The following is a 25,376-nucleotide window of genomic DNA, read 5'->3' as shown; positions in this document are numbered from 1 at the left end:
CTGAAGAAGAGAGGTTTTTCTTATAGGAATTTTTTCATTATTTCATCATAACGAATTGGATGATGCGTTGCGTCTTGTTTTAGTAGTTGTGTCCGCAAAGGTTCTTGCATTATGGAGAAATATACAGCATTTGATTTTCGTTCTATGTCTAAAGTCGGATGTTCAAAAGTTTTTGTATGAGTAAGGATTGGAAGTTCTATTTTTTTCTTATTTTTAGAAAGATAAGTTTGTCCCTTTTGTGACATTCCGAGAAGACGGATATACGGCGCATGTTGCGCTATATTTGCTTTGTGTATTTCTTCCTTCGTTGTATTTGTTAAAATATGTGTACAAGCTCTTTGTAATCTAGTCCATGTATAACGTTTTGTTTTTAATGCTTCCATGAATGAATAGAAAGATGAACTGTTTTGTATTTTTGATAAAATACGATGCTCTAAACCTTCTTCCATTTCATATATATGTTGTAAGTCTCGAGAAGACATCGTCATAAGTTTGTATTTAAAAAATGAAAAGTATTTTTCCCAGTTATGTAACGTCCCGTAGTTTTGCTTGTAGTTTTCTAAAAGAGAAGCAGTCATTTTCGGGATAAAAGGCTCAATAGTTGTAGAGGAACTGTTTTCAATAAATAGCTGTTTGCGAATACTTGTTGCACTTGCAATATGTTGATCGTGAAATGTTTCATCATGATAATGAGAGGCGAATCTTTTTATAGTTTGTGCTTGCATGGAACTATTTTGTAAGAGAATGGCTTTAATGTACTGTAAGCCTAAAATGTTATTTGGTTGTGACATATCTACGTTTTTTTCGGGTGGTAAGATGTGTAGAAAGGCTTCAGATGTAGCTTTTGCATAACTATTACCTGCATTCATAAATTGCTTCACAAGACGATTAAAAGTCTTTTCTTCATTTTTTTGTATAGCGATGGTAGTGTAGAAATTTTCAGTTTGTCCATCTTCACTACCAAAACAAATTTCAGAAACACCAAGGGCGTTTAAAATCGAAATTGCGCCATTTGCGAAAGTTTCGGCCTTTTGTGTTGCGAATGCATAAGGAAGCTCTACAACAAGGTCTACGCCGTTTGTTAAGGCCATTTTAGTACGATACCATTTGGAGATGAGTGCGGGCTCACCACGCTGCAAAAAAGGACCACTCATAACGGCGATAATAATATCAGACTGTGTTAACTTTTTTGTTTCTTGCACATGATAAGCATGACCGTTATGAAAAGGGTTATATTCAACAACAATACCACTGGATTTTATGGTAATCTCTCCTTTCGATGTAGCATCTTTTTGGAAAACGTGATAATGTATATATTATTTCCTATGATGACTTCATTATAGTGTAAAGAAAAAACATTGACAAATATAAAATGGCTAGCTATAATTTTGTTTGTTGCCTTGAGGTGATATGATATGAAATGGTCCATCCATCAATTGAATAAATTGAGAAATAAAGGATTGACATTAAATGAAATGGTAGATGTAAGTGAGCTAAAAGAGGTCGAGAAAGATATTCGTGAAATTAATCCTGTTCATGTAACAGGAAGAGTTGATTTTGGCTCCGGTAAGTTTACGTTTCATCTACATATAACTGGAAGCATGGTTTTACCATGTTCTCGCTCTTTAGTAGATGTGACATTACCATTTGACATTAAAACAACTGAGGTGTTCCAAACTTCAGAAGAAGAATTTGAAACAGAAGCTGAAATTCATTGTTTAGAAGGAGAAGTACTTGACTTACTGCCCGTAATCAAGGAAAATATACTTTTGGAGATTCCAATGCAAATTTTCAGTGATGATGTTTCTGGTGGAGCACCGATGCAAGGTCAAGACTGGCAAGTGATTTCGGAAGAAAACAAAGAAAAGACTGTTGATCCAAGATTAGCAGGACTTGCAAAGTTTTTTGACAAATAATCGGAAGACTGGTTTAGGCCTTCATATGAAAATAATTATTTCTTTTAAGGAGGTGGGAAGAATGGCTGTACCTTTTAGAAGAACTTCTAAAACAGTAAAAAGAAAGCGTCGTACGCATTTCAAATTATCAGTACCTGGTATGGTAGAGTGCCCAAGCTGTGGTGAAGCGAAATTAGCTCACCGTGTATGTAAAGCATGCGGTACTTACAAAGGTAAAGAAGTAATCAGCAAGTAATTGCGAAAAATAAACGTAGAAGATATCTTCTACGTTTATTTTTTTTGTCTTATTCTTTATTTGTTGTATTCTATCTTTTCTAGTAACTGCATATGCTTAATAAAAAATGCATAGGGAGGACTAGAGAGATGGCGACAACAAGACAAGATGCTTGGACTGATGATGAAGATTTGCTTCTGGCAGAAGTAGTACTCCGGCATATTCGTGAAGGTGGAACGCAACTTTCCGCTTTTAAAGAAGTGGGGAGGCATTTGTCTCGTACACCTGCAGCTTGTGGATTTAGGTGGAATTCTTACGTTAGAAAGCAGTATAAAGAACGTATTGAAGAAGCAAAGCAACTTCGTAAGGTAGAAAATTATGAAGTGAAAGAGACAACGGTATTAGAGCCAAAATCTATTACATTGAATGATGTTATTGAATTCTTGCGAAATTATAAAGATGAAAGCTCTTTAATGATGTTACAACAACAAATTGAATCGTTACAAACAGAGAAAGAACGTCTTCTGGAGCGATTATCAGTATATGAGGAAGAATATAGAACATTACTTGATTATATTGATCAAAAAAGAAGTGTAATGGTAGCAGAAAGAAATGGCGCTCGCTCGAATGGAGAATTAGAAAAATTAAAGAAATAAAAACAGCTGCGTAACAGCTGTTTTTTTTATTTCTCATGCAGATTCTTCGTTTGTAATCGCATTCGAATTTGTTTCTGGTTGCCAAATATAAAAATCACCATTAGTTACTGATACTGGCTGGAAACTTAATTTATCCCAAAAACCAGCTGACTGGATACGTGCTATCGTTTTAATTGGGAATTGTAGTTGTTGCGCATAATTAACAAGCATTTGTCCGAATCCTTGTTTTTGAAAAGTCGGCAACACTTCGAGTTTATAAAGTTCTAGGTAAGTACCTGTAATTTCAAATGGTTCTCCACCGTTCCTTTTCATGTATAGACTCATACGTGCGATTAGCGATCCTCCATAATAAATACCATAAAATGGAGACTCACTATCATTTTCAATAATGTTTGCTTGTAATTCTTCCAACATGGATAGTTCTTGAGCTCCGCACCCTTTAAATTTTTTAAATGCATCTAATGTTTTATAATTGATGAGCAAGCGTTCAACTTTTGGGAATCCCATTACATCACATCCTTTTCTTATCTTGTTGAATGCAGAAAAGTTAAAATATTTATAATAATATTATAACTCATTTTTTAATTTTTATGAAGAAGATAGAATATTTCTTTCATTATTTTTTTGAGGATTTGCTAAACTAAGAATAGAACTATGTATATAGGTAGTATATACATAGTGAAAGAAGGGGTTGCATTTGTTACAAGATAATTGAATCCTTAACTATGTAATTGTAATTTAATAAGATGTAAAGGGGGGAGGGCAAGGGAACTTATATCACTTGTTAATATGAGTTCTTTGTGTGAAGATGAAAATTGGAATTGTTGGACCGGGAGCTATTGGTCTCCTATATACATTTTATTTACAAAAAAGCAATCAAGATGTTACGTTGTTTACAAGAAACGCTAAGCAAGCAGAAGAATTAAACTTAACGGGTGTAAGTTGTATTAGGAATGGAGAACGTGAAACAGTATTTCCATCTATTTTACCGATAGAAAGTATGCTGGATAAACAGTTAGATTATACATTTATTGCTGTAAAGCAATATCATGTAACTGATATATTACCTTTTGTGCAGGGAGAATCGTCATTAATCTTTTTGCAAAATGGAATGTCGCATCTTCACGTTATGCAAAAAATAGGAAATGAACGTATAGCAGTCGGGATTGTGGAGCATGGTGCAAAAAAAGAGGATGGACATACAGTTCGTCATACTGGAATAGGTGTTACAAAGTTTGGTGTAGTGCGTGGTCAATCTAGTTGTTTTAAAAAGGTATTTAATTGTTTTCCTTTTGATTATTTTCCGATTCAGATAGAAGATGATTGGAAGGGGATTATGCGTAATAAATTAGTAGTCAATGTATGTATTAATCCATTGACGGCATTATTGCGGGTTGAGAACGGGGAGTTAATTTCAAACCCGTTTTTTTATCAAATGATGGAGCAAGTATTTCAGGAAGTTGCATTTCTTGTTAAAGAAGAAGATAGGGAAATGCTATGGCAAATGGTATGCCAAGTATGTGAAAAAACATCTCATAATACTTCATCTATGTTAGCGGACGTAAGAGGGAATAGACAAACAGAAGTTAATGCGATTGTTGGATATGTATTAGAAGAAGCTAAGGAACAACAACAATCTGTTCCGACACTTCGATTTTTGTTCAATGCAATAAAAGGAATGGAATTATAAGTGTTTTTCTTTGCTTTTACGTGAAACATTGACTACAATGTGGGTTGGTGAGAGAACAGGATACGAAAGGGAGAATTATATGGAGATAAAAGAGATCTCTGTTCCACTACAAGGTGTTGTAGCGGACTATATGAACGTTAAAAAAGAGATACAGTCATGTTTTGATTATCTGTTAACAGAGGATGCTTTTAAACAGCGTTTACATGATTTGCGAGAGAGAGAGTTCTTCCGTCAAGATTTAGTAACGCATTTATTAGAATATAATACACAATTGCAAGCGGGAGAATTTACAATTCAAAATATAAAAGCGCTTGAAGATGAAAATACATATGTAGTTATAGCTGGACAACAAGCTGGGTTATTAACTGGTCCGCTTTATACAGTGCATAAGATCATTTCAATTTTACAGCTTGCAAAAGAAAAAGAAGAGAGTTTAGGGGTTCGGGTTGTTCCTGTCTTTTGGATTGCTGGTGAAGACCATGATATGGATGAAATTAATCATACATTTGTAACGAAAAATAAAAAAATAAAAAAGACCATTTTTCATGAACGTTATCCGAAAAAGGCGAGTGCTTCTGAGTCTGAACTTTCTATTGAAGACTGTAGAAAATGGGTCGAAGAGATTTTTAAAACATATCCGGAAACGAATTTTACAAAGGATGTATTACAATTTGTTGATGATGCTTTAGGTAAATCGCATACATATGTAGATTTCTTTGCACGCCTTATTACGAAAATGTTCGCAAATTCTGGTTTAATTCTTGTAGATTCACATCATCCTGCATTAAGAAAATTAGAAGTGCCGTTTTTACAACAAATTATAAGTAAATATAAAGAAATTCAAGTAGCACTTCATAATCAACAGGAAGTAATTAAGGAATTAGGATTTAAACCGATTATTGAAACGAAGACAAATGCAGTGCATATATTTATGGAAATTGATAATGAGCGAGTATTGCTTGAAGAGAATCAAGGGAAGTTTATTGGAAAAGATGGAGTGCATTCATTTTCGTATGAAGAATTGATGGAAGAGATGGAAAGAAGTCCAGAACGTTTTAGTAATAATGTTGTAACGCGCCCTCTTATGCAAGAATATGTGTTTCCTACGTTAGCGTTTATTGGCGGTCCAGGGGAGTTAGCTTATTGGAGTGAATTGCAACAAGTGTTTCATACGGCCGGTTTCCAAATGCCACCTGTTGTTCCGCGCCTTACAATTACTTATATGGAGCGAGATATAGCGACAGATTTATATGATTTAGATTTGCGAGAAATTGATCCATTTCTAAATGATATAGATAATCTACGTGACAATTGGCTTTCTAATCAAATAGAGGAACCGATAGACGAGCGATTTATAGAAGCGAAAAAAGAAATAATGGATATCCATACATCATTACAACAATTCGTGAAAAAAATAGATCCAGGGTTAAATGAGTTTGCAGGGAAAAATGAACTGAAAATTAATGAGCAAATTGAACTGTTAGAAAGAATGTTGAAAAGAAATGTTGAGAAGAAACATGAGGTTCAACTGAATAAATTCCGCCGTTTACAATTTGCGCTTCGTCCATTAGGAGCACCGCAAGAACGTGTGTGGAATGTGTGTTATTATTTAAATCAGTTCGGCCTTGATTTTGTTGACCGGGTAATGGAACAATCTTTTTCGTGGGACGGAAAACATCATGTAATAAAACTATAGAATCTTGCTCTTTTGAGCAGGATTTTATTTTTATTCTGTTGAATTAACTGTGAAGTGAAATATTTCTGAATTATTCATCTTATGTTATTGTAATGAATCGCTATGTATCAGGTATATATATATGACAAAATAGCACAAAATGTAAACGGATTATTATCTTTTTCGACAGGTTTTTGTTTAAATTCCCGCAAAAAATGATAAAATTTAGTATATAATAAAATAAAATAGCGATTTGTATAGCGTACTACCTTGTTGGAAGTTAAATGAGTCGTTCTTTAGTAGCATTTCATCCTCTAGTAGTAAATTGTGTTTGTAGAGTGAGAAATGTATTTAACATAATTAATTGGAAAAAGAGTAGGTGCAGCAATGTTCAAACACGTAACAGTACTTTTGAAAGAAACAGTAGATGGCTTAGATATAAAACCGAGTGGTACATATGTAGATTGTACACTGGGTGGAGGAGGACATAGTTCTTATTTATTATCTCAGCTAACAGATGGTGGAAAATTAATAGCATTTGATCAAGATGAAATAGCGATTCAAAATGCGAAGGAAAAATTTTCTTCTTATGGTGAACAATTTGTAACAGTGAAGAGCAACTTCCGTTATTTATCTGAAAAACTACATGAATTAGGTATCACAGAAGTAGACGGGATTTTATTCGATTTAGGTGTTTCATCCCCACAATTAGATACACCAGAGCGTGGCTTTAGTTATCATCATGATGCACCGTTAGATATGCGGATGGATCAAGATGCCCCATTAACAGCATATGATGTTGTGAACAGCTGGTCATATGAACAACTCGTAAGAATTTTCTTCCAATACGGCGAAGAAAAATTTTCAAAGCAAATAGTAAGGAAAATTGAAGCGTATCGCGAGAATAAGGCTATTGAAACGACAGGAGAATTAGTGGAATTAATTAAAGAAGGTATTCCAGCTCCGGCACGTAGAACAGGTGGACATCCTGCGAAGCGAGTATTCCAAGCGATTCGTATCGCTGTAAATGATGAATTAAAAGTATTTGAAGAAGCGTTGGAATCTGCAATTGATATGGTCAAGCCTGGTGGAAGAGTTAGTGTTATAACATTCCATTCTTTAGAAGATCGTATTTGTAAAACGACGTTTAAGCGAAATAGCACAACACCGCAATTACCACAGGGACTACCGATTATTCCGGATGAATTTAAGCCGAAATTAAAGCTTATTACAAGGAAACCGATTTTACCTTCTGACATTGAATTAGAAGAAAATAATCGAGCGCGTTCTGCGAAGTTGAGAATCGCTGAAAAACGATAAAAAGGAGAGAGAGGTATGACTAATTTAGCTGTAAAGTATAAACAACAGGCGCAAGAAGAGGTACAAATTCAAACGCCGCCACAGCAGATGGTTAAACCAAAAGTTAAAACGAAAATTACAAGAATTGAAAAGCTATTGTACGTAACGTTTATTGGATTTTTATTATATGCCTGTGTAGCTTTTATTGGGAATAAAGCGGGTCTATATCAAGTTAATGTAGAAGCAGCGACGATAGAAGAAGAAATTGTGAAAAAACAAAAGGAAAATCAAGAATTGCAGGCTGAAGTAGAGAAGTTAAGTCGTTATGAGCGTATCGCTGAAGTTGCAAAAAAACACGGGCTAGAAATTAATGCGAATAATGTGAAAGGCCTAAAGTAAGGCAAATAGGTGTGAAGAAAAGATGAATAAAAATATGACCAAATTTCATACCAATAAGGGAGCAGGTTATTTTATGATATTTTTCCTCCTGCTCTTTTTTCTATTATTAGCCCGATTTTTTTACATACAAGCAACAGGAACAGTGGATAATCATGATTTGAAAAAACTTGCTGAACAGAAACATAGTAAAAAAGGAGTTCTCGAAGCGAATCGAGGAACAATTTATGATCAAAATGGCCATGTACTAGCGCAAGACGCAAATTCTTATAAACTTGTAGCCGAGTTAAAAGGAGCCAATGCCGTTAAGGATAAAGAGGATACTGCAAAAAAAATCGCAGGAGTACTCGGAAAAGATGAAGATAAAATTTTAGCTACTTTAACTAAAGAAGGCAGAAGTCAAGTGGAATTTGGAACATTAGGTAAGGACTTGACGAAAGAAAAGAAAGAACAAATAGAAGCATTGAAATTGCCAGGAATCTCTTTTATCACCGAAAATGCGAGAGTGTATCCAAACGGTGATTTCGCATCTTACGTCATAGGGCATGCCAGCCCTGATGAGAATGGAATCGCAGTAGGTCAATTTGGCTTAGAAAAGAGTTTAGATAAGTATTTAGGTGCTTCTAATGGTGAGGTAGCTTATACAGGGGACCGTAAAGGTGTATCTCTTGACGGTGGAAAGGTGAATGTAAAGGCGCCTAAAAATGGAGATAATGTGTATTTAACGCTTGACCAACGTATTCAAAGTTATTTAGAAGACGCAATGAAAGAAGCAAGTAAACATTATGAGCCAGAAAATTTAATTGGAATTGTAGCGGATCCAAAGACGGGAAAAATATTAGCGATGTCTAGTAAACCTAGTTATGACCCTAATGATCGTCAAATTAAATATTTCTTCAACGACGCAATTGCAAATGCATTTGAACCGGGATCAACAATGAAGATTTTCACATTAGCAGCGGCCATTAATGAAGGTGTATACAATGGACAAGACTTTTATCAGTCTGGTACATATCAAGTTGGTAATCGCAAAATAAAAGATCATAACGGCGGCGCTGGATGGGGTTCTATTACTTTTGATGAAGGGGTAGAGCGCTCTTCAAACGTAGCGTTTGCAATTTTAGGTGATCAAAAACTTGGTCCAGATCGTTTCCGAAAATATATTCATAATTTTGGATTAGATGAAAAAACAAACATTGATTTACCTGGTGAAGGGTCAAATACAATTTTATTTGATCAACAAATACAACAAGTAACAACAGCATTTGGACAAGGTTCTACAGTTACACCAATTCAACTTGTACAAGCTGCAACAGCGATTGCAAATGATGGGAAAATGATGAAACCTTATACAATTGATAAAATTGTGGATCCAATAACAGGTAAAGTACAGCTAGAGCATAAACCAGAAGAAGTAGGAAAACCTGTTTCCAAAGAGACAGCAGCGCAAGTAAGGCAATTACTAGAACGTGTTGTTACATCACCGAAAGGAACAGGGACTGCATATAAAATTGATGGGTACTCAGTCGGTGGTAAAACAGGTACAGCACAAATTCCTGACGGGAAAGGTGGCTATATGACGGGAAGAGAGAATTATATATTCTCATTCTTAGGTATGGCACCGATGGACGATCCGCAACTTGTTGTGTATGTGGCCGTTAAACAACCAAAATTAAAAGATGATGAAAACGGGGCTAAACCTTTAGCTGATATCTTTAAATATGTAACGAAAAATAGTTTAGAGTATTTAAAGATTAAGCCAAATGAAGTAAAAGACCCGAAAAAATATGTGAAAGAACAACAAACTGTCGTTCCAGATGTAACTGGAAAAACGATGGAAGAAGCGAAAAAAACAATTGATAAAGCAAAACTTCGTCCAATCGTATTAGGTGAAGGTAAAGTGCAGCAGCAAGTGCCAAAAGCAACTGAACAAACATTAAAGGGTGATCGAGTCTTCTTAGTAGGAGATAAACCTACAATGCCAAATATACAGGGGTGGGCACTGCGTGATGTTATGAATTTAGCAAAAACATTAAAGCTTAACTTAAAACCTTCTGGTACAGGGTATGTAACGGAACAAAGTGTGGCAGAAGGAACAGTGTTGCAACCTGGTACGGAATTAGGTGTAACACTCGTACCACCACTTGAGCCGCAGCAAGAAGCAGAAAAGCCATAATGGTAATAGGGAAGAAGTTCTAATTAAATAAGTACAAGCATATATTGGAACAAGCTAGGCGTAAGGGAGGCTTGTTCCAATATGCGTGTATCAAATGTAACGGTTAGGAAACGACTTATTTTTATACTTATATCGGGTATACTCATTTTCACCATCATCGATATTCGTCTTGGATATGTGCAATTTTTTCTTGGAAATATGTTAACGGATCGTGCGAAGGATTCATGGAGTCGTAATATTACTTTTGAACCAGAGCGAGGGAAAATTTTAGATCGAAATGGTGTGGAGCTTGCTACGAATAAAAGTGCACCTACCGTCTTTGTTGTGCCAAGGCAAATTGAAAAACCAGCAGAGACTGCAGAGAAGTTAGCTGCAGTATTAGGTGTGGAAAAAGATGATGTTTATAAGCGGATTACAAAAAAAGAATCGATTGTAAGGCTTGATAAAGGCGGAAGGAAAATATCGCATGACAAAGCGAAAGAAGTACGCGGATTAAGTTTAAAGGGTGTGTACATCGCAGAGGATTCTATCCGGTACTATCCATTCGGTAATTTTTTATCACACGTATTAGGATTTGCGGGCAGTGATAATCAAGGGCTTATGGGACTAGAGAAATATTATGATAAAGAGCTAAATGGTGATAAAGGTCATGTGCGATTTTTTGCAGACGCGAAAGGACAGAGAATGCCTAACGTTGGAGATGATTTCAAAAAACCAGAAGCCGGCTTGAATTTAGGATTAACAATTGATTCACGCATTACGAGGATTATGGAAAGAGAAATGAATATTGCGGAATCAACGTATAATCCTGACGGTATGATAGCAATTGCAATGAATCCGAAAAATGGTGAAATTTTAGGTATGTCAAGTCGACCAAGTTTTGATCCAGCAGATTTCCAAAGTGTTTCTCCGGAAGTATATAACAGAAACTTACCTGTATGGAGTACGTATGAGCCGGGGTCAACATTTAAGATTATTACATTAGCTGCAGCCTTGAATGAAAATTTGGTAGACTTAGAGAAAGATACATTTTATGATGATGGGGCAGCTGAAGTTGGTGGAGCTAGATTGCGGTGTTGGAAAGCTGGAGGCCATGGTAGCCAAACGTTTTTAGAGGTAGTTCAAAACTCTTGTAACCCAGGATTTATTGAACTCGGTGATCGTCTTGGTAAAGATCGATTGTTTAAATACATTCGCAATTTCGGGTTTGGACAGAAGACCGGAATTGACTTACAAGGTGAAGGTAGCGGGATTTTATTTAATTTAGATAAAGTTGGTCCAGTCGAGCAAGCGACGACTTCATTTGGGCAAGGTGTTTCTGTTACACCGATTCAACAAGTAGCAGCTGTAGCGGCCGCTGTAAATGGTGGAACTTTGTATCAGCCATATATAGCGAAGGAATTTATTGATCCGAAGAATAATCAAGTTGTCAGCAAAAAGACACCTGTTGCGAAAAGGGAAGTTATTTCCAAGGAAACTTCAGAGAAAGTTCGTTACGCATTAGAGAATGTTGTAGCGAAAGGTTCTGGTAAAGGGGCTTATATTGATGGATATCGTGTAGGTGGAAAAACTGGAACTGCTCAAAAGGTGAAAGATGGAAAATATTTAGATAATAACTATATTGTATCATTTATCGGTTTTGCTCCAGCTGACGATCCGCAAATTGTTGTTTATGTAGCAGTGGATAATCCAAAAGGAGTCACTCAATTTGGTGGAGTTGTAGCAGCACCTATTGTTGGGAATATTCTTCGTGACGCACTTCCTGTAATGGGAGTGGAACCGAGAAAAGAGCAAGTTGAGAAAGAATATAAATGGGGCGATACACCAACTGTGGAAGTTCCGAATTTAATTGGTATGAAAAAGAAAGATTTACAAACGCAACTTGTAGACTTGAAGCTTGATATAAGTGGTGATGGTGGGAAAGTAATTAAACAATCACCAGAAGCAGGAGCTAAAGTAAAAGAGGGTTCAAAAGTTAGAATTTACTTCGGGAATTAAAGGTAACTGATTGTGTTTTATGGTACAATTGGTGGAAGTGAGTTCTTTATAGAAAAATTGCTTTATTTGAGACGATAAGTGTCTCATTAATAAATAAATCTATTGATTAGACTATAGTAGCACTTACCTCCTATTTTTATATAACTAGGAGGTAACGTGTTACTTGCTAAAATAAGAGATAAATAAACAATGTAGAGAGGGTTTAGTGAAATGAAGTTGCATACACTTGTATCATGTTTGCATGATTTTCCAGTTGTTCCAACAGAAAATCCAGAAATAACATCTATTGAAGCGGATTCACGTAAAGTGAAAGAGGGAAGCTTATTTATATGTATGAAAGGATATACGGTTGATAGCCATGATTTTGCTAAGCAAGCAGCGGCACAAGGAGCGGCTGCTATTGTTGCGGAAAGACCAATTGATGTTGACGTTCCAGTTGTACTTGTGAAAAATACTTTTCGTTCGCTAGCAGTGTTAGCTGATTATTTTTATGGCCAACCAACACACAAGTTACATTTAATCGGTATTACAGGTACAAATGGAAAGACAACAACATCGCATATTATGGATGAAATTATGCGCGCACATGGTCATAAAACAGGGCTAATTGGAACGATTAATATGAAAATCGGTGATGAAACATTTGAGGTGAAAAATACAACACCAGATGCACTAACACTTCAACAGACATTTTCAAAAATGGTTGAACAAGGTGTGGATAGCACAGTAATGGAAGTTTCGTCTCATGCTTTAGATCTTGGCCGTGTACACGGGTGCGATTACGATGTTGCAGTATTTACGAATTTAACACAAGATCATTTAGACTATCATAAAACGATGGAAGAATATAAACATGCGAAAGGGTTGCTTTTTGCACAGCTTGGCAATAGTTATCATCATAATCGTGAAAAATACGCTATATTAAACAGTGATGATCCAGTAGCAGAAGAGTATATGAGAAGTACAGCAGCTACTGTTGTAACATACGGTATAGATGTTGCAAGCGACATTATGGCACGAGATATCGTAATGACGAGTGGCGGTACAACATTTACACTTGTAACACCGTATGAAACTGTAAATGTTACGATGAAATTAATTGGTAAGTTTAATGTATACAACGTGTTAGCTGCTACAGCAGCAGGTCTTGTTTCAGGAGTGAGCTTACAAACAATTATTGATGTAATTAAAGAGCTTGCTGGCGTTCCTGGACGTTTTGAAGTTGTTGATGGTGGACAAAATTACACAGTTATTGTTGACTATGCACATACACCTGATAGCTTAGAGAACGTACTAAAAACAGCAAAACAGTTTGCAAAAGGTGATGTATATTGTATCGTTGGTTGCGGTGGTGATAGAGATAGAACGAAAAGACCAATAATGGCAAGTGTTGCAACCGAATATGCAACTCACGCAATTTATACATCAGATAATCCAAGAAGTGAAGATCCGAATGCTATTTTAGATGATATGGTAAATGATGTAAAAGGGAATAATTATGAAGTAATTGTCGATCGAAAAGAAGCGATACGTTCCACTATCTCGAAAGTGAAAGCAGAAGATATTATTATTATTGCTGGTAAAGGGCATGAAACGTATCAAATTATTGGTAAAGAAGTTCATCATTTTGACGATCGTGAAGTTGCTAAAGAAGCAATCACGGAGCGTTTAAACAACGAAGTGTAACAGCATGAGAGGAGGACTACATGTGCTTGAACAAGGTTTATTAGTAACGGCTGGGGTAGCATTCTTAATTTCTGTTGCCCTTTCGCCATTATTTATTCCATTTTTAAGAAAGTTAAAGTTCGGACAGAGTATTCGTGACGAAGGACCGAAGTCACACCAAAAGAAATCAGGGACACCAACGATGGGTGGTATTGTCATATATGTATCTATGATGGTGACTACGCTTATTATGGCGATTAAATTTAACAATTTAGGTGCAGAAGTATCATTGTTATTATTAGTTACATTTGGGTACGGATTAATCGGATTTTTAGATGACTACATAAAAGTAGTAAAGAAAAGAAATCTTGGTTTAACATCAAAACAAAAATTGATCGGTCAGCTTGTAATTGCTATTGCGTTCTTTTTAATTGGAAAAGGGCAAGCATTTCACACTTATATCATGATTCCGGGAACTGATGTTAAATTTGAATTAGGCTGGGCATATTTTGTTCTTGTATTATTTATGCTTATTGGTGGATCAAATGCGGTTAATTTAACAGATGGTTTAGATGGTTTATTATCAGGAACAGCTGCTATTGCATTCGGAGCATTTAGTATTATTGCTGTAGCTCAAGAACAATTTGGGGTAGCGATTTTCTGTATGGCAGTTGTAGGAGCTGTACTTGGCTTTTTAGTATTCAATGCGAATCCAGCAAAAGTATTTATGGGGGATACAGGTTCTCTAGCTTTAGGTGGTGCTATCGCAGCTGTAGCGATTTTGTTAAAACAAGAATTGTTACTCGTTATTATTGGCGGTGTATTCGTAGCGGAAACTTTATCTGTTATTATCCAAGTTATTTCGTTCAAAACAACAGGAAAGCGTGTCTTTAAAATGAGTCCATTACATCATCATTATGAATTATGTGGTTGGTCAGAGTGGCGCGTTGTTGTAACGTTTTGGTCTGTAGGATTTTTATTAGCTGTGCTAGGAATTTATATCGGGGTGTGGATGTAATTGAAAACTGTAACTGAATATCAAAATAAAAATGTTCTTGTATTAGGTATTGCTAAAAGTGGTTATGCAGCAGCTACTTTATTAAAAAAATTAGGGGCAAACGTCATTGTAAATGATGGGAAACCATTAGTGGGTAATGTGCTTGCTGCTGAGTTACAAGTGGAAGGAATGGATGTTGTATGTGGTGGGCATCCGTTAGAATTGCTGGAGAGAAACATTTCACTTGTCGTAAAAAACCCAGGAATTCCATATTCTAATCCACTCTTAGTGGCGGCGAAGGAAAAGCAAATTCCAATTGTAACTGAGGTTGAATTAGCATATCGCATTTCAGCAGCACCGTTTGTTGGGATTACGGGATCTAACGGCAAAACAACAACGACAATGTTAACGTTTGAAATGTTAAAAGAAGGACAAAAGCACCCAGTTATTGCGGGGAATATAGGTACTGTAGCTTGTGAAGTTGCACAATTGGCGAAAGAAAATGAAGTTGTCGTTACGGAACTTTCATCGTTTCAATTGATGGGAGTGGAATCGTTCCAACCAAAAATTGCAGCCTTTTTAAATTTATTTGAAGCGCATTTAGATTATCACGGGACGAAGAAAGAGTATGGTTTGGCGAAAGCGAATATTTTCAAAAACCAAAATGAAACAGATTATAGTGTAATTAACGCAGATGATGCAGATGTAATGGCATTATCTGCATATAGTAAAGGACAGAAAGTATTATTTTCGACGACGAAAGAAATTGAAGATGGTGCGTGTATAAAAGATAACGCTCTTTATTTTAAAGGCGAAAAAGTAGTTAAAGTAAGCGATATTGTTTTACCTGGTAAGCACAATTTAGAAAATATTTTAGCAGCAATGAGTATTGCTAAATTACTAGGTGTTTCTAATGAAGCAATTACTGCTGTGTTAAAAAGTTTTACAGGTGTAAAACATCGCTTAGAATATGTAACAACGATTAATAATCGTAAATTTTATAATGATTCAAAAGCGACGAATATGCTAGCGACAGAAAAAGCATTATCTGCATTTACACAACCGATTGTATTATTGGCTGGTGGACTTGATCGTGGTAATGAATTTGATGATTTAATTCCATACTTTAAACATGTCAAAGCGATTGTAACATTTGGACAAACTGCACCAAAATTAGTAAGAGCGGCAGAAAAAGCAGGATTAGATGTAATTGAAAGTGTCGATACTTTAGATGATGCAGTAGTGAAGGCTTATGCTCATTCTACGGCTGGTGATATTATTCTTCTTTCACCAGCATGTGCAAGCTGGGATCAATTTAAAACATTTGAAGAAAGAGGAGACATTTTTATACAAGCTGTGCATAAACTTATATAAAGTAAATCAAAACATCAGTAGGCTAACACCTACTGATGTTTTGTTACATAGGGCAAAGTTTCTGCCCAAAGAGGTGGTGTTCATGGGTAATGAAGAAAACGCCTGATTTTATTCTCATCATCGTTACACTTGCGTTGTTAACAATCGGAATGATTATGGTTTATAGTGCGAGTGCGGTTTGGGCCTCTTATAAAATGGGGGATTCATTCTTTTTTGCAAAAAGACAATTGTTATTTGCAAGTCTTGGGGTAGTAGCTATGTTTTCTCTCATGAAAATTGATTATTGGGTGTGGCGTACGTATTCAAAAGTAATTTTACTAGTTTGTTTCGTTCTTCTTATTCTCGTTCTTATTCCTGGAGTAGGTCTCGTTCGTGGGGGAGCGCGAAGTTGGATTGGAATCGGAGCATTTTCTATCCAACCGTCAGAGTTTATGAAATTCGCGATGATTATTTTCTTAGCAAAATTTTTAGCGGAACGACAAAAATTAATTACATCGTTTAAACGAGGTTTGCTACCGGCTCTTAGTTTTGTATTTCTTGCTTTTGGGATGATTATGTTACAACCAGATCTTGGTACGGGAACGGTAATGGTTGGGACATGTATTATTATGATATTCATTTCGGGAGCAAGGATTTTTCACTTTGCAATGTTTGGTTTGCTTGGTGCAGCGGGATTTGTAGGGTTAATTGCATCAGCACCATATCGAATGAAACGCATCACATCATATTTAGATCCGTGGTCGGATCCGCTCGGAAGTGGATTTCAAATTATCCAATCGTTACTCGCAATTGGACCTGGTGGTTTATTTGGGCTTGGACTTGGACAAAGTAGACAAAAATTTCTTTATTTACCTGAACCACAAACAGACTTTATATTTGCAATCTTATCCGAGGAATTAGGTTTTATTGGTGGTTCATTTGTGTTATTATTATTTAGTCTATTATTATGGCGCGGGATTCGTATAGCATTAGGAGCGCCAGATTTATATGGTACGTTTTTAGCAGTAGGTATTGTGGCGATGATTGCGATTCAAGTAATGATTAATGTTGGTGTTGTAACAGGACTGATGCCTGTTACGGGTATTACTTTGCCGTTTTTAAGTTATGGTGGATCAAGTTTGACCTTAATGTTAATGGCAGTAGGTGTATTATTGAATATAAGTCGCCATTCTCGCTATTAAACCCTGTTTAAAAGACAGGGTTTTTCGTGTGTGTGTGAAAATACAATATGTATATAGAAATAAATACGATTGAATAAGAACAGGGAAGTGGAGGAATCAGTAGTGCGAGTATTAGTAAGTGGTGGGGGTACTGGAGGACATATTTATCCAGCTCTTGCTTTAATTAGAGAAATAAAAAAACTAAATCCGGAAGCAAGATTTTTATACATTGGTACAGAGAATGGATTAGAGAGTACCATCGTACCGAAAGCGGGTATTCCGTTCCAATCTATTGTTATAAGTGGATTTAAACGAAAAATATCTCTTGATAATGTAAAAACAGTGATGCGTTTCCTAAAAGGTGTTCAAGATAGTAAACGATATATTCGTCGTTTTAACCCTGATATTGTGATTGGTACGGGTGGATACGTATGTGGGCCAGTTGTATATGCTGCGGCTAAATTAGGTATTCCGACTATTGTACATGAACAAAATAGTGTACCTGGTGTAACGAATAAATTTTTAAGTCGTTATGTCGATAAAGTTGCAGTTTGCTTTGAAGCAGCTGCAGAACATTTCCCACAGTCAAAAGTGGTTATGACAGGTAATCCACGTGCATCAGAAGTAATGGACCAAAATGGAATGAAAGGAAAACGTTCGGTAGGACTATCCCTTTCTAAAAAATCCGTGCTCATTTTTGGTGGGAGTCGCGGGGCTAGACCGATTAACGATGCTTTTGTAGAAGCGATTGAACAATTTGGGAATAAAAGTTACGAAGTATTATATGTAACAGGCGAAGTACATTATGATAAAGTTATGGAAGCCGTGAAACAAAAAGGGAATCCGAATAATGTTATTATTAAACCTTTTATTCATAATATGCCAGAGGTACTGACTGGTGTAGATCTTGTTGTTTCAAGAGCAGGGGCTACAACGCTTGCAGAATTAACAGCGTTAGGAAAGCCAAGTGTATTAATTCCAAGTCCGTACGTAACAAATAACCATCAAGAAAAAAATGCACGATCAGTTGTTGATAAAGGAGCAGCTAAAATGCTACTTGAAAAAGATTTAACATCTGAAACGCTTATTCGTGACATTGATGAGATTTTATTGGATACACAAACATTACAAAATATGAAACTGGCTACTAAGCAACTTGGTATTCCAGATGCAGCAAATAAGCTATATGAAGTAATGAACAAGCTTATTAAAAAATAACATTAGGTGAACGCCCTGCATATTACTGTAATAAGGAGACTTAATATGGGGGAGATTGTCTATGGAACAATTAGTAAAAGAGCTTTTAGAAGCAAATGTTGGTCGCGTGTTAGTTAATGAACCGTTAGCGCGTTACACGACTATGAAAATAGGCGGACCAGCTGATATTTTAATTGTGCCAAAGCATGTTGCTGGTATTGAGAAGACGCTAGAGTTAGTAAAGAAGTACAAGACAGGGTGGACTGCAATTGGTCGTGGTTCAAATCTTCTCGTATCTGATCAAGGTATAGAAGGTGTGGTTATTCGTTTAGGAGAAGGATTAGATCACTTAGAAGTCGAAAAACATAGAGTAAGAGTTGGTGCTGGATACCCCCTTATTAAATTGTCAACTTTACTTAGTCGACAGGGATTAGCTGGCTTGGAATTTGCAAGTGGTATTCCAGGAAGTGTTGGCGGTGCAGTGTATATGAATGCAGGCGCTCATAAGTCCGACATATCGAGTGTATTAACGAGAGCTCGTATTTTGTTTGACAATGGAACAATTAATTGGTTGACGAATACCGAAATGGGGTTTTCTTATCGCACATCTGTATTGCAAATGAAACGCCCTGGTATTGTTTTAGAAGCTGAATTCCAATTGGAGGTAGGCGAACGCGAGGAAATTGTAAGAAGCATGCAAAAGAATAAAGAGTATCGCCGTGAAACGCAGCCTTGGAATCACCCTTGTGCAGGAAGTATATTTCGAAATCCAGTCCCATATTTTGCAGGCGATTTAATAGAAAAATCAGGGCTGCGTGGCTATAAAATAGGTGGAGCTCAAATTTCTGAAATGCATGGAAATTTTATTGTTAATACTGGTGTGGCTTCAGCGCAAGATGTATTAGACTTAATCGCATTGATAAAGCGTACAATTAAGGATAAATTTGGTGTTGATATGCATACAGAAGTAGAAATAATTGGAAGATAACGGTTGTTCGTTCCGCTCATTATCATTTATGTTATAATAAGAAGATAAGAACGGCATGAGGAACATGCCGTTCTTTATGTTACATAGGGGGATCGTACATGAAAAATAGTAAAGTGATTAAACTACAAGATCGTGTACCAAAATTAAAGAATCAAAAGAAAAAAAATAAGAAACCTGTTAATCATCGGTTAATTTTATACATATCGATTTTATTTTTATTAGTACTCTTTTTAATTTATTTTCGGTCTCCGCTTAGTAATATAAAAAAGATAAGTGTGTTTGGAAATCATTATATGACAGATGAACAAGTTATGAAGGAATCAGGTGTGACATATGATACGAGTTATTTCCGAGTAACAGCACATAAAGCAGAAGAAAACTTAACGAAACGAAAAGAAATTAAAGCGGTAAATGTAAAAAAACGTTTCCCAAACAAAATTGATGTTCATATCGAAGAATATTTAACAATTGGCTATATAAACAAAGATGGGAAATTACAACCGTTATTAGAAAATGGGAAAACACTCGATGTACTTCCGAACGGAAAGCTTCCAGTTGCAGCACCAATTTTTGAACCGTTTAAAGAGGAAAAAATGAAGGAATTAATTGCAGAACTAGAAAAATTAACGCCAACTATTTTAAGGTCTATTTCTGAAATTCGTTATACACCAACGAACGCAAATGAAGATCATCTTACTTTATATATGAATGAAGGATATGAAGTGAGCACCACTATTCAAAATTTCGCAAAGCGAATGGAAGCTTATCCACTTATTTTAAAAACAATTGAACCTGGTAAGAAGGTTTTAATTGACTTAGAAGTGGGTGCATATACGAAGGAACTAGGTGCTGAAGAAAAGAAAGAATAGAATGATAGTTTTTATTGCGTTATTACGTATGGAATGAAACGAATGTTCTTTTATATGGATGCTAATTTGCAAGAATGCTTAATTTGATGAAAAAAATGTAAATTTTCTTAGATTCATACTAGGATTGGTACAAGTTTCACTTTTCTACAAGTACATCTTAGTGTAGACTTATACTTGGCGGTAATCTTTACACTTGAAATATAATTATTTCAAGATAGAGCAGTTATTCACAGGTTACTGCGATATTCTTAAATGAATGTTAAATAAAAATAAGAAAAATATAGGGTTAAAAAAGGGAAACGTATAAAGACGTTGAATATTTTTCTTATAAATAGTAAAGTTGCGATTGTTGTTCCATATATTGAGTTGTATGGTATAAATAAAGAAGGAGGTGCCAAAGAATGAACAGCAATGAAATTTATGTTAGTCTTGACATCGGTACATCCAATGTTAAAGTCATCATTGGTGAAATGGTTAATGATAGCTTAAACATTATTGGTGTTGGAAACGTAAAATCAAATGGTTTGAAGAAGGGATCGATAGTTGATATAGATGAAACTGTTCGATCAATTAAAAAAGCAATTGAACAGGCTGAGCGCATGGTGGGTATCCACATTGAGCAAGTTGTAGTAGGTGTCAATGCAAACCAGGTACAGTTGCTCCCGTGTCACGGAGTAGTCGCTGTTTCAAATGAAGATCGTGAAATCGGGAATGAAGATGTCTTACGCGTTCTAGATGCAGCGCAAGTTGTGTCAATTGCTCCTGAACGTGAATTTATTGATGTGGTACCTCGACAGTTCATTGTAGACGGTCTTGACGAGATTAACGATCCACGCGGGATGATCGGTGTAAGATTAGAAATGGAAGGTACACTTATTACAGGCTCGAGAACTTTACTACATAACCTACTTCGTTGTGTAGAAAAAGCAGGTCTTGAAATTGTTGATATTTGTCTGCAACCTTTAGCGGCAGCGACAGTTGCGTTATCTTCGGATGAAAGACATAGAGGGGTAGCCCTTGTTGATATGGGTGGAGGATCTACAACCTTATCTATTTTTAAAGATGGAGAGTTGCAAGCAACGAGCGTATTGCCATTAGGTGGAGATCATATAACGAAGGATATAGCGATTGGGCTGAAAACTTCAACAGAAAATGCAGATCAAATTAAGCTGAAATATGGACATGCTTTTTATGATACAGCATCTGAAGAAGAGATGTTTACGGTTCCTATTATGGGAAGCGATCAAACAGAACAATATTCTCAGTTGGAATTATCGGATATAATAGAGGCTCGTGTAGAGGAAATTTTAATGTTTGTTCAAGATGAAGTGCGTAAGTTAGGAGTAAAGCAAGTAGCTTCTGGATATGTACTAACTGGTGGGATAGCTTCTATGCCAGGTATTCTTGATCTTGCATACGATATTTTACATGAAAATGTTCGTATAGCAACTCCTGATTATATTGGTGTTCGTGAGCCCCAATATACAAGTGGAGTTGGATTAATTAAACATTCTTATCAAAAAGCTAAATTACGTGGGAAAAATGTGCAGGAAAAGCAAGAACATTTTGAACCAGTACCAGCACCAATGCCGGTACAACAGCAACCTGCGAAACAGAAAAATCGTAATCAAAATAATACTAATCAAAATGATGACCGCATGATGTCAAAAGTAAAACGTGTATTCCGTTATTTATGGGATTAAAATTGGACACGAAAAATGAGGTTCTAGGGGGATTTCGACATGTTAGAGTTTGATACTACTCAAGATCAATTAGCAAATATAAAAGTTATCGGTGTCGGCGGTGGCGGAAACAATGCTGTAAACCGTATGATTGAACATGGTGTACAAGGTGTAGACTTTATCGCTGTGAATACTGATGCACAAGCATTAAATCTATCAAAAGCTGAAACGAAAATGCAAATTGGTGGAAAATTAACGCGTGGACTTGGTGCAGGCGCAAACCCTGAAGTAGGGAAAAAAGCTGCAGAAGAAAGTAAAGAACAGATTCAGGAAGCACTTCGTGGTGCGGATATGGTCTTCGTAACTGCTGGTATGGGCGGCGGAACTGGAACTGGTGCAGCTCCAGTTGTTGCTCAAGTTGCAAAAGAACTAGGTGCGTTAACAGTTGGTGTTGTAACACGCCCATTTACATTTGAAGGACGTAAACGTGCAACTCAAGCTGCATCTGGTATTGCTTCATTTAAAGAAAATGTAGATACACTTATTGTAATTCCAAATGATCGCTTATTAGAGATTGTTGATAAAAATACGCCAATGTTAGAAGCGTTCCGTGAAGCTGATAACGTATTACGTCAAGGTGTTCAAGGTATTTCTGATTTAATTGCTACACCAGGTCTAATTAACTTAGACTTTGCAGACGTAAAAACAATTATGTCTAATAGAGGTTCTGCTTTAATGGGTATCGGTTCTGGTAATGGTGAAAATCGTGCTGCTGAAGCTGCGAAAAAAGCGATTTCTAGTCCATTACTAGAAACATCTATTGATGGAGCTCAAGGTGTTATTATGAACATTACGGGCGGCGCAAACTTAAGTTTATATGAAGTACAAGAAGCAGCAGACATTGTAGCTTCAGCTTCGGATCCAGAAGTAAATATGATCTTCGGTTCTGTTATTAATGAAGGATTAAAAGATGATATCGTTGTCACTGTAATTGCAACTGGTTTTGATGATAGTGCTTCGACGCAACCACCAAAACCAATTATCCGTCCGACTGCGAATCATTCACAACAGCAACAACAACAACCAGTAGCTCAACCTTCAAAACAACGTGAAGTTAAGCGTGAAATGAAACGTGAAGAGCCGGTTATGCATGATCGTCATACAGATTCAGATGACATCGATATTCCAGCATTCTTACGTAACCGTCGTAGACGATAAAAGAAAAGGAGCTTTCATGCTCCTTTTTTTTGTTGTCTAAATGGAAAAGATCTGCTAAGCAGATCTTTTTTTATTATTTTGCATATGGAGAGTCCAGTCCTATTTTGGAGCTATAAGCTGTGATAAATAAAGTGAAACTTTAATTAGTAGGGATTGTTCATCCAAAATGATTGTTAGCCTGACTCCCGCTTAATTTCTGTACTTTTTTGTAGCTGAATTTTGAGGCAGGGGTGTTACTGCCCGCAAATAGCAAGATTAGCTTTGTATATATATAATTCAATTATTATGTATACAAGTAAGAGATTTATATTATTCTATGAAAAATACACTTTTATTTTTTACCGACAGATTATGTCTAGAAATCACAAAATAACAAAAAAAAACCCTCCACCAATTGACACACTTTCCTATTGGATATGCATTATACTAGTCTCAACTTAAAAAAAGAGGTGAATTGTTTGGTTGTTTACGCCGACATTGTTTGGTTGTTAAACGCCTGCATTGATTTTCTTTTACTTTTATTAACAGCCACCGTGTTAAAAAAGAGAATCAAAAGATGGAGGCTTGTGTTAGGGGCATTTATAGGTTCAACTATTGTTATTTTCGCCTTTACGCCTTTTGCTTCTATGATGACACATCCAATTATGAAACTATTGTACTCGTTACTTATTGTGTATACAGCATTTGGATTTTCAACATTTAGAAATTATGCACAAACTGTTTTTACTTTCTATTTTGTAACCTTTATGGTTGGTGGAGGATTAATTGGAACGCATTACTTTTTACAAACGAACGAAATGGTAAATGGGTTAGTTCAATCTAAATCAGTTTCTTACGGTGATCCAATTAGTTGGTTGTTTGTTATTTTTGGTTTTCCAGTAATTTATTATTTTTCTAAAAAGCGTATAGAAAGCGTAGAGGTCACAAAGATACACTATGATCAAATCGTGAAAGTGAAAATTCAATTAGCTGGAGAGGAACTAGAACTAGCAGGTCTAATTGATAGTGGGAACCAACTTTATGACCCGTTAACAAAAACACCCGTTATGATTATGCATATTTCATCATTAGAACATTGTTTGCCAGCTTGGTTAACAGAACAAATTTATTCCAAAACAGAAATTCCTCAAATACCAGAAAATGATTCTGGGTGGGCGACGAAACTACGTTTAATTCCTTTCCGAGCAGTAGGAGTAGAGAATCAATTTTTATGGGCAATTAAGCCAGATTGTGTGCAAGTTTATCATGAAGGTTTGGTTGTTGTAAACAAAGTACTGATTGGATTAAATACACAACAATTATCTACCAATGGAGAGTATCAATGCATTGTACATCCGAAAATGTTGATTTCGCAAAAGATGGTAATTGCTTAATTATGAGAGGCGGGATAATATGGTGAAATTTAAATTTTATTTGGTATACCTTTGGTATAAAGTATTGCTGAAATTAGGAATTAAGACCGATGAAATTTATTATATTGGCGGAAGTGAAGCGTTGCCACCGCCGTTAACGAAAGACGAAGAGGCAGTTCTTTTGAATAAATTACCAAATGGAGATCAAGCTGCCAGATCGATGCTTATTGAACGTAATCTACGGCTTGTTGTATATATAGCAAGAAAATTTGAAAATACAGGGATAAATATTGAGGATTTGATTAGTATAGGAACAATTGGTCTTATTAAGGCAGTGAATACATTTAATCCAGAAAAGAAAATTAAATTAGCAACATATGCATCTCGTTGTATAGAAAATGAAATTTTAATGCATTTGCGTCGAAATAATAAAAATCGTTCGGAAGTTTCTTTTGATGAACCGCTTAACATTGATTGGGACGGAAATGAACTGTTATTATCAGATGTGTTAGGTACAGATGATGACATTATTACAAAAGATTTAGAAGCTACTGTAGATCGTCATCTTTTAATGAAAGCATTGCATCAATTAAATGATCGTGAAAAACAAATTATGGAGCTTCGATTTGGACTCGCTGGTGGCGAAGAGAAGACACAAAAAGATGTGGCTGATATGCTTGGAATTTCACAGTCGTATATTTCTCGTTTGGAAAAAAGAATTATAAAAAGATTACGAAAAGAATTTAATAAAATGGTGTGAAGAATAAGACCAGTCGGTATCTAGACTGGTCTTATTTTCTTTTTGTGCATTAGGAAATATGATGTTTGTGAAAAACGATGGGAAAACCGTATGC

At 35.9% G+C, this 25,376-nt stretch carries 22 protein-coding genes; 20 read left to right on the top strand and 2 right to left on the bottom strand.

Annotated elements, in window-relative coordinates; all coding sequences use genetic code 11:
* Positions 1-20: 20 nt before the first annotated feature.
* Positions 21-1,262, bottom strand: a complete 1,242-nt coding sequence (locus MHB76_RS18440) for a nucleotidyltransferase (RefSeq protein ID WP_165497476.1) — start codon at positions 1,260-1,262, stop codon at positions 21-23.
* A 153-nt stretch (positions 1,263-1,415) separates the two neighbouring features.
* Between MHB76_RS18440 and MHB76_RS18435 the strand changes: the two genes are divergently transcribed.
* The 3 genes from MHB76_RS18435 (at position 1,416) to MHB76_RS18425 (ending at position 2,786) form a co-directional block, all read left to right on the top strand.
* The gene (locus MHB76_RS18435; protein ID WP_000872151.1) at positions 1,416-1,916 is read left to right on the top strand and encodes a YceD family protein; all 501 of its coding nucleotides are present in this window, start codon (positions 1,416-1,418) and stop codon (positions 1,914-1,916) included.
* A 61-nt stretch (positions 1,917-1,977) separates the two neighbouring features.
* The gene (gene rpmF, locus MHB76_RS18430; protein WP_001984764.1) at positions 1,978-2,151 is read left to right on the top strand and encodes a 50S ribosomal protein L32; all 174 of its coding nucleotides are present in this window, start codon (positions 1,978-1,980) and stop codon (positions 2,149-2,151) included.
* 128 nt (positions 2,152-2,279) lie between these two features.
* Entirely contained in the window at positions 2,280-2,786 is a 507-nt protein-coding gene (locus tag MHB76_RS18425) for an RsfA family transcriptional regulator (RefSeq protein WP_002160695.1), read from the top strand.
* 33 nt (positions 2,787-2,819) lie between these two features.
* Here MHB76_RS18425 and MHB76_RS18420 read toward each other — a convergent pair whose 3' ends face one another.
* Complete coding sequence (locus MHB76_RS18420; RefSeq protein WP_002160696.1) at positions 2,820-3,293, bottom strand: N-acetyltransferase; 474 nt, start codon at positions 3,291-3,293, stop codon at positions 2,820-2,822.
* 295 nt (positions 3,294-3,588) lie between these two features.
* On the opposite strand from MHB76_RS18420, the gene panE reads away from it, so the two are divergent.
* The 17 genes from panE (at position 3,589) to sigE (ending at position 25,282) form a co-directional block, all read left to right on the top strand.
* Complete coding sequence (panE, locus tag MHB76_RS18415) at positions 3,589-4,476, top strand: 2-dehydropantoate 2-reductase (protein ID WP_078172910.1); 888 nt, start codon at positions 3,589-3,591, stop codon at positions 4,474-4,476.
* A gap of 79 nt (positions 4,477-4,555) precedes the next feature.
* The gene (gene bshC / locus MHB76_RS18410) at positions 4,556-6,172 is read left to right on the top strand and encodes a bacillithiol biosynthesis cysteine-adding enzyme BshC (RefSeq protein WP_002160697.1); all 1,617 of its coding nucleotides are present in this window, start codon (positions 4,556-4,558) and stop codon (positions 6,170-6,172) included.
* A gap of 366 nt (positions 6,173-6,538) precedes the next feature.
* A complete protein-coding gene (rsmH, locus tag MHB76_RS18405) occupies positions 6,539-7,471 on the top strand; it encodes a 16S rRNA (cytosine(1402)-N(4))-methyltransferase RsmH (protein ID WP_078172911.1) in 933 nt (310 codons plus the stop codon).
* 15 nt (positions 7,472-7,486) lie between these two features.
* A complete protein-coding gene (gene ftsL, locus MHB76_RS18400) occupies positions 7,487-7,849 on the top strand; it encodes a cell division protein FtsL (RefSeq protein WP_016106033.1) in 363 nt (120 codons plus the stop codon).
* A 22-nt stretch (positions 7,850-7,871) separates the two neighbouring features.
* A complete protein-coding gene (locus MHB76_RS18395) occupies positions 7,872-10,022 on the top strand; it encodes a penicillin-binding protein (RefSeq protein ID WP_439823120.1) in 2,151 nt (716 codons plus the stop codon).
* Positions 10,023-10,103: 81 nt separating this feature from the next.
* Complete coding sequence (locus tag MHB76_RS18390; RefSeq protein WP_002014741.1) at positions 10,104-12,020, top strand: stage V sporulation protein D; 1,917 nt, start codon at positions 10,104-10,106, stop codon at positions 12,018-12,020.
* 210 nt (positions 12,021-12,230) lie between these two features.
* Positions 12,231-13,706 (top strand): UDP-N-acetylmuramoyl-L-alanyl-D-glutamate--2,6-diaminopimelate ligase, encoded by a 1,476-nt coding sequence (locus MHB76_RS18385; protein WP_002160700.1) that lies wholly within the window; start codon positions 12,231-12,233, stop codon positions 13,704-13,706.
* Positions 13,707-13,728: 22 nt separating this feature from the next.
* A complete protein-coding gene (mraY, locus tag MHB76_RS18380) occupies positions 13,729-14,703 on the top strand; it encodes a phospho-N-acetylmuramoyl-pentapeptide-transferase (RefSeq protein WP_002014738.1) in 975 nt (324 codons plus the stop codon).
* Positions 14,704-16,056 (top strand): UDP-N-acetylmuramoyl-L-alanine--D-glutamate ligase, encoded by a 1,353-nt coding sequence (gene murD, locus MHB76_RS18375; protein ID WP_078172913.1) that lies wholly within the window; start codon positions 14,704-14,706, stop codon positions 16,054-16,056.
* An 89-nt stretch (positions 16,057-16,145) separates the two neighbouring features.
* On the top strand, positions 16,146-17,237 hold the full coding sequence (spoVE, locus tag MHB76_RS18370) for a stage V sporulation protein E (protein ID WP_016106029.1): 1,092 nt from the start codon (positions 16,146-16,148) through the stop codon (positions 17,235-17,237).
* A gap of 102 nt (positions 17,238-17,339) precedes the next feature.
* Positions 17,340-18,434, top strand: a complete 1,095-nt coding sequence (murG, locus tag MHB76_RS18365) for an undecaprenyldiphospho-muramoylpentapeptide beta-N-acetylglucosaminyltransferase (protein WP_002088269.1) — start codon at positions 17,340-17,342, stop codon at positions 18,432-18,434.
* Between the two features lie 61 nt (positions 18,435-18,495).
* Positions 18,496-19,401 (top strand): UDP-N-acetylmuramate dehydrogenase, encoded by a 906-nt coding sequence (murB, locus tag MHB76_RS18360; protein WP_016106027.1) that lies wholly within the window; start codon positions 18,496-18,498, stop codon positions 19,399-19,401.
* Positions 19,402-19,499: 98 nt separating this feature from the next.
* Complete coding sequence (gene divIB, locus MHB76_RS18355; RefSeq protein WP_002111435.1) at positions 19,500-20,270, top strand: cell division protein DivIB; 771 nt, start codon at positions 19,500-19,502, stop codon at positions 20,268-20,270.
* A 401-nt stretch (positions 20,271-20,671) separates the two neighbouring features.
* Positions 20,672-21,973: a cell division protein FtsA gene (ftsA, locus tag MHB76_RS18350; protein ID WP_078172914.1), complete on the top strand. Its 1,302-nt coding sequence runs from the start codon at positions 20,672-20,674 to the stop codon at positions 21,971-21,973.
* 39 nt (positions 21,974-22,012) lie between these two features.
* Complete coding sequence (gene ftsZ / locus MHB76_RS18345; RefSeq protein WP_002160704.1) at positions 22,013-23,170, top strand: cell division protein FtsZ; 1,158 nt, start codon at positions 22,013-22,015, stop codon at positions 23,168-23,170.
* Between the two features lie 458 nt (positions 23,171-23,628).
* Positions 23,629-24,543, top strand: a complete 915-nt coding sequence (spoIIGA, locus tag MHB76_RS18340) for a sigma-E processing peptidase SpoIIGA (RefSeq protein WP_002111432.1) — start codon at positions 23,629-23,631, stop codon at positions 24,541-24,543.
* Between the two features lie 19 nt (positions 24,544-24,562).
* Positions 24,563-25,282, top strand: a complete 720-nt coding sequence (gene sigE, locus MHB76_RS18335) for an RNA polymerase sporulation sigma factor SigE (RefSeq protein ID WP_002111431.1) — start codon at positions 24,563-24,565, stop codon at positions 25,280-25,282.
* Positions 25,283-25,376: the final 94 nt, after the last annotated feature.

This window comes from Bacillus sp. FSL M7-1345 (assembly GCF_038006985.1).
Taxonomy (GTDB): domain Bacteria; phylum Bacillota; class Bacilli; order Bacillales; family Bacillaceae_G; genus Bacillus_A; species Bacillus_A cereus_U.
The sequence above is the reverse complement of the archived record's forward strand: the minus strand, read 5'-3'. Positions and strand labels throughout refer to the sequence as shown.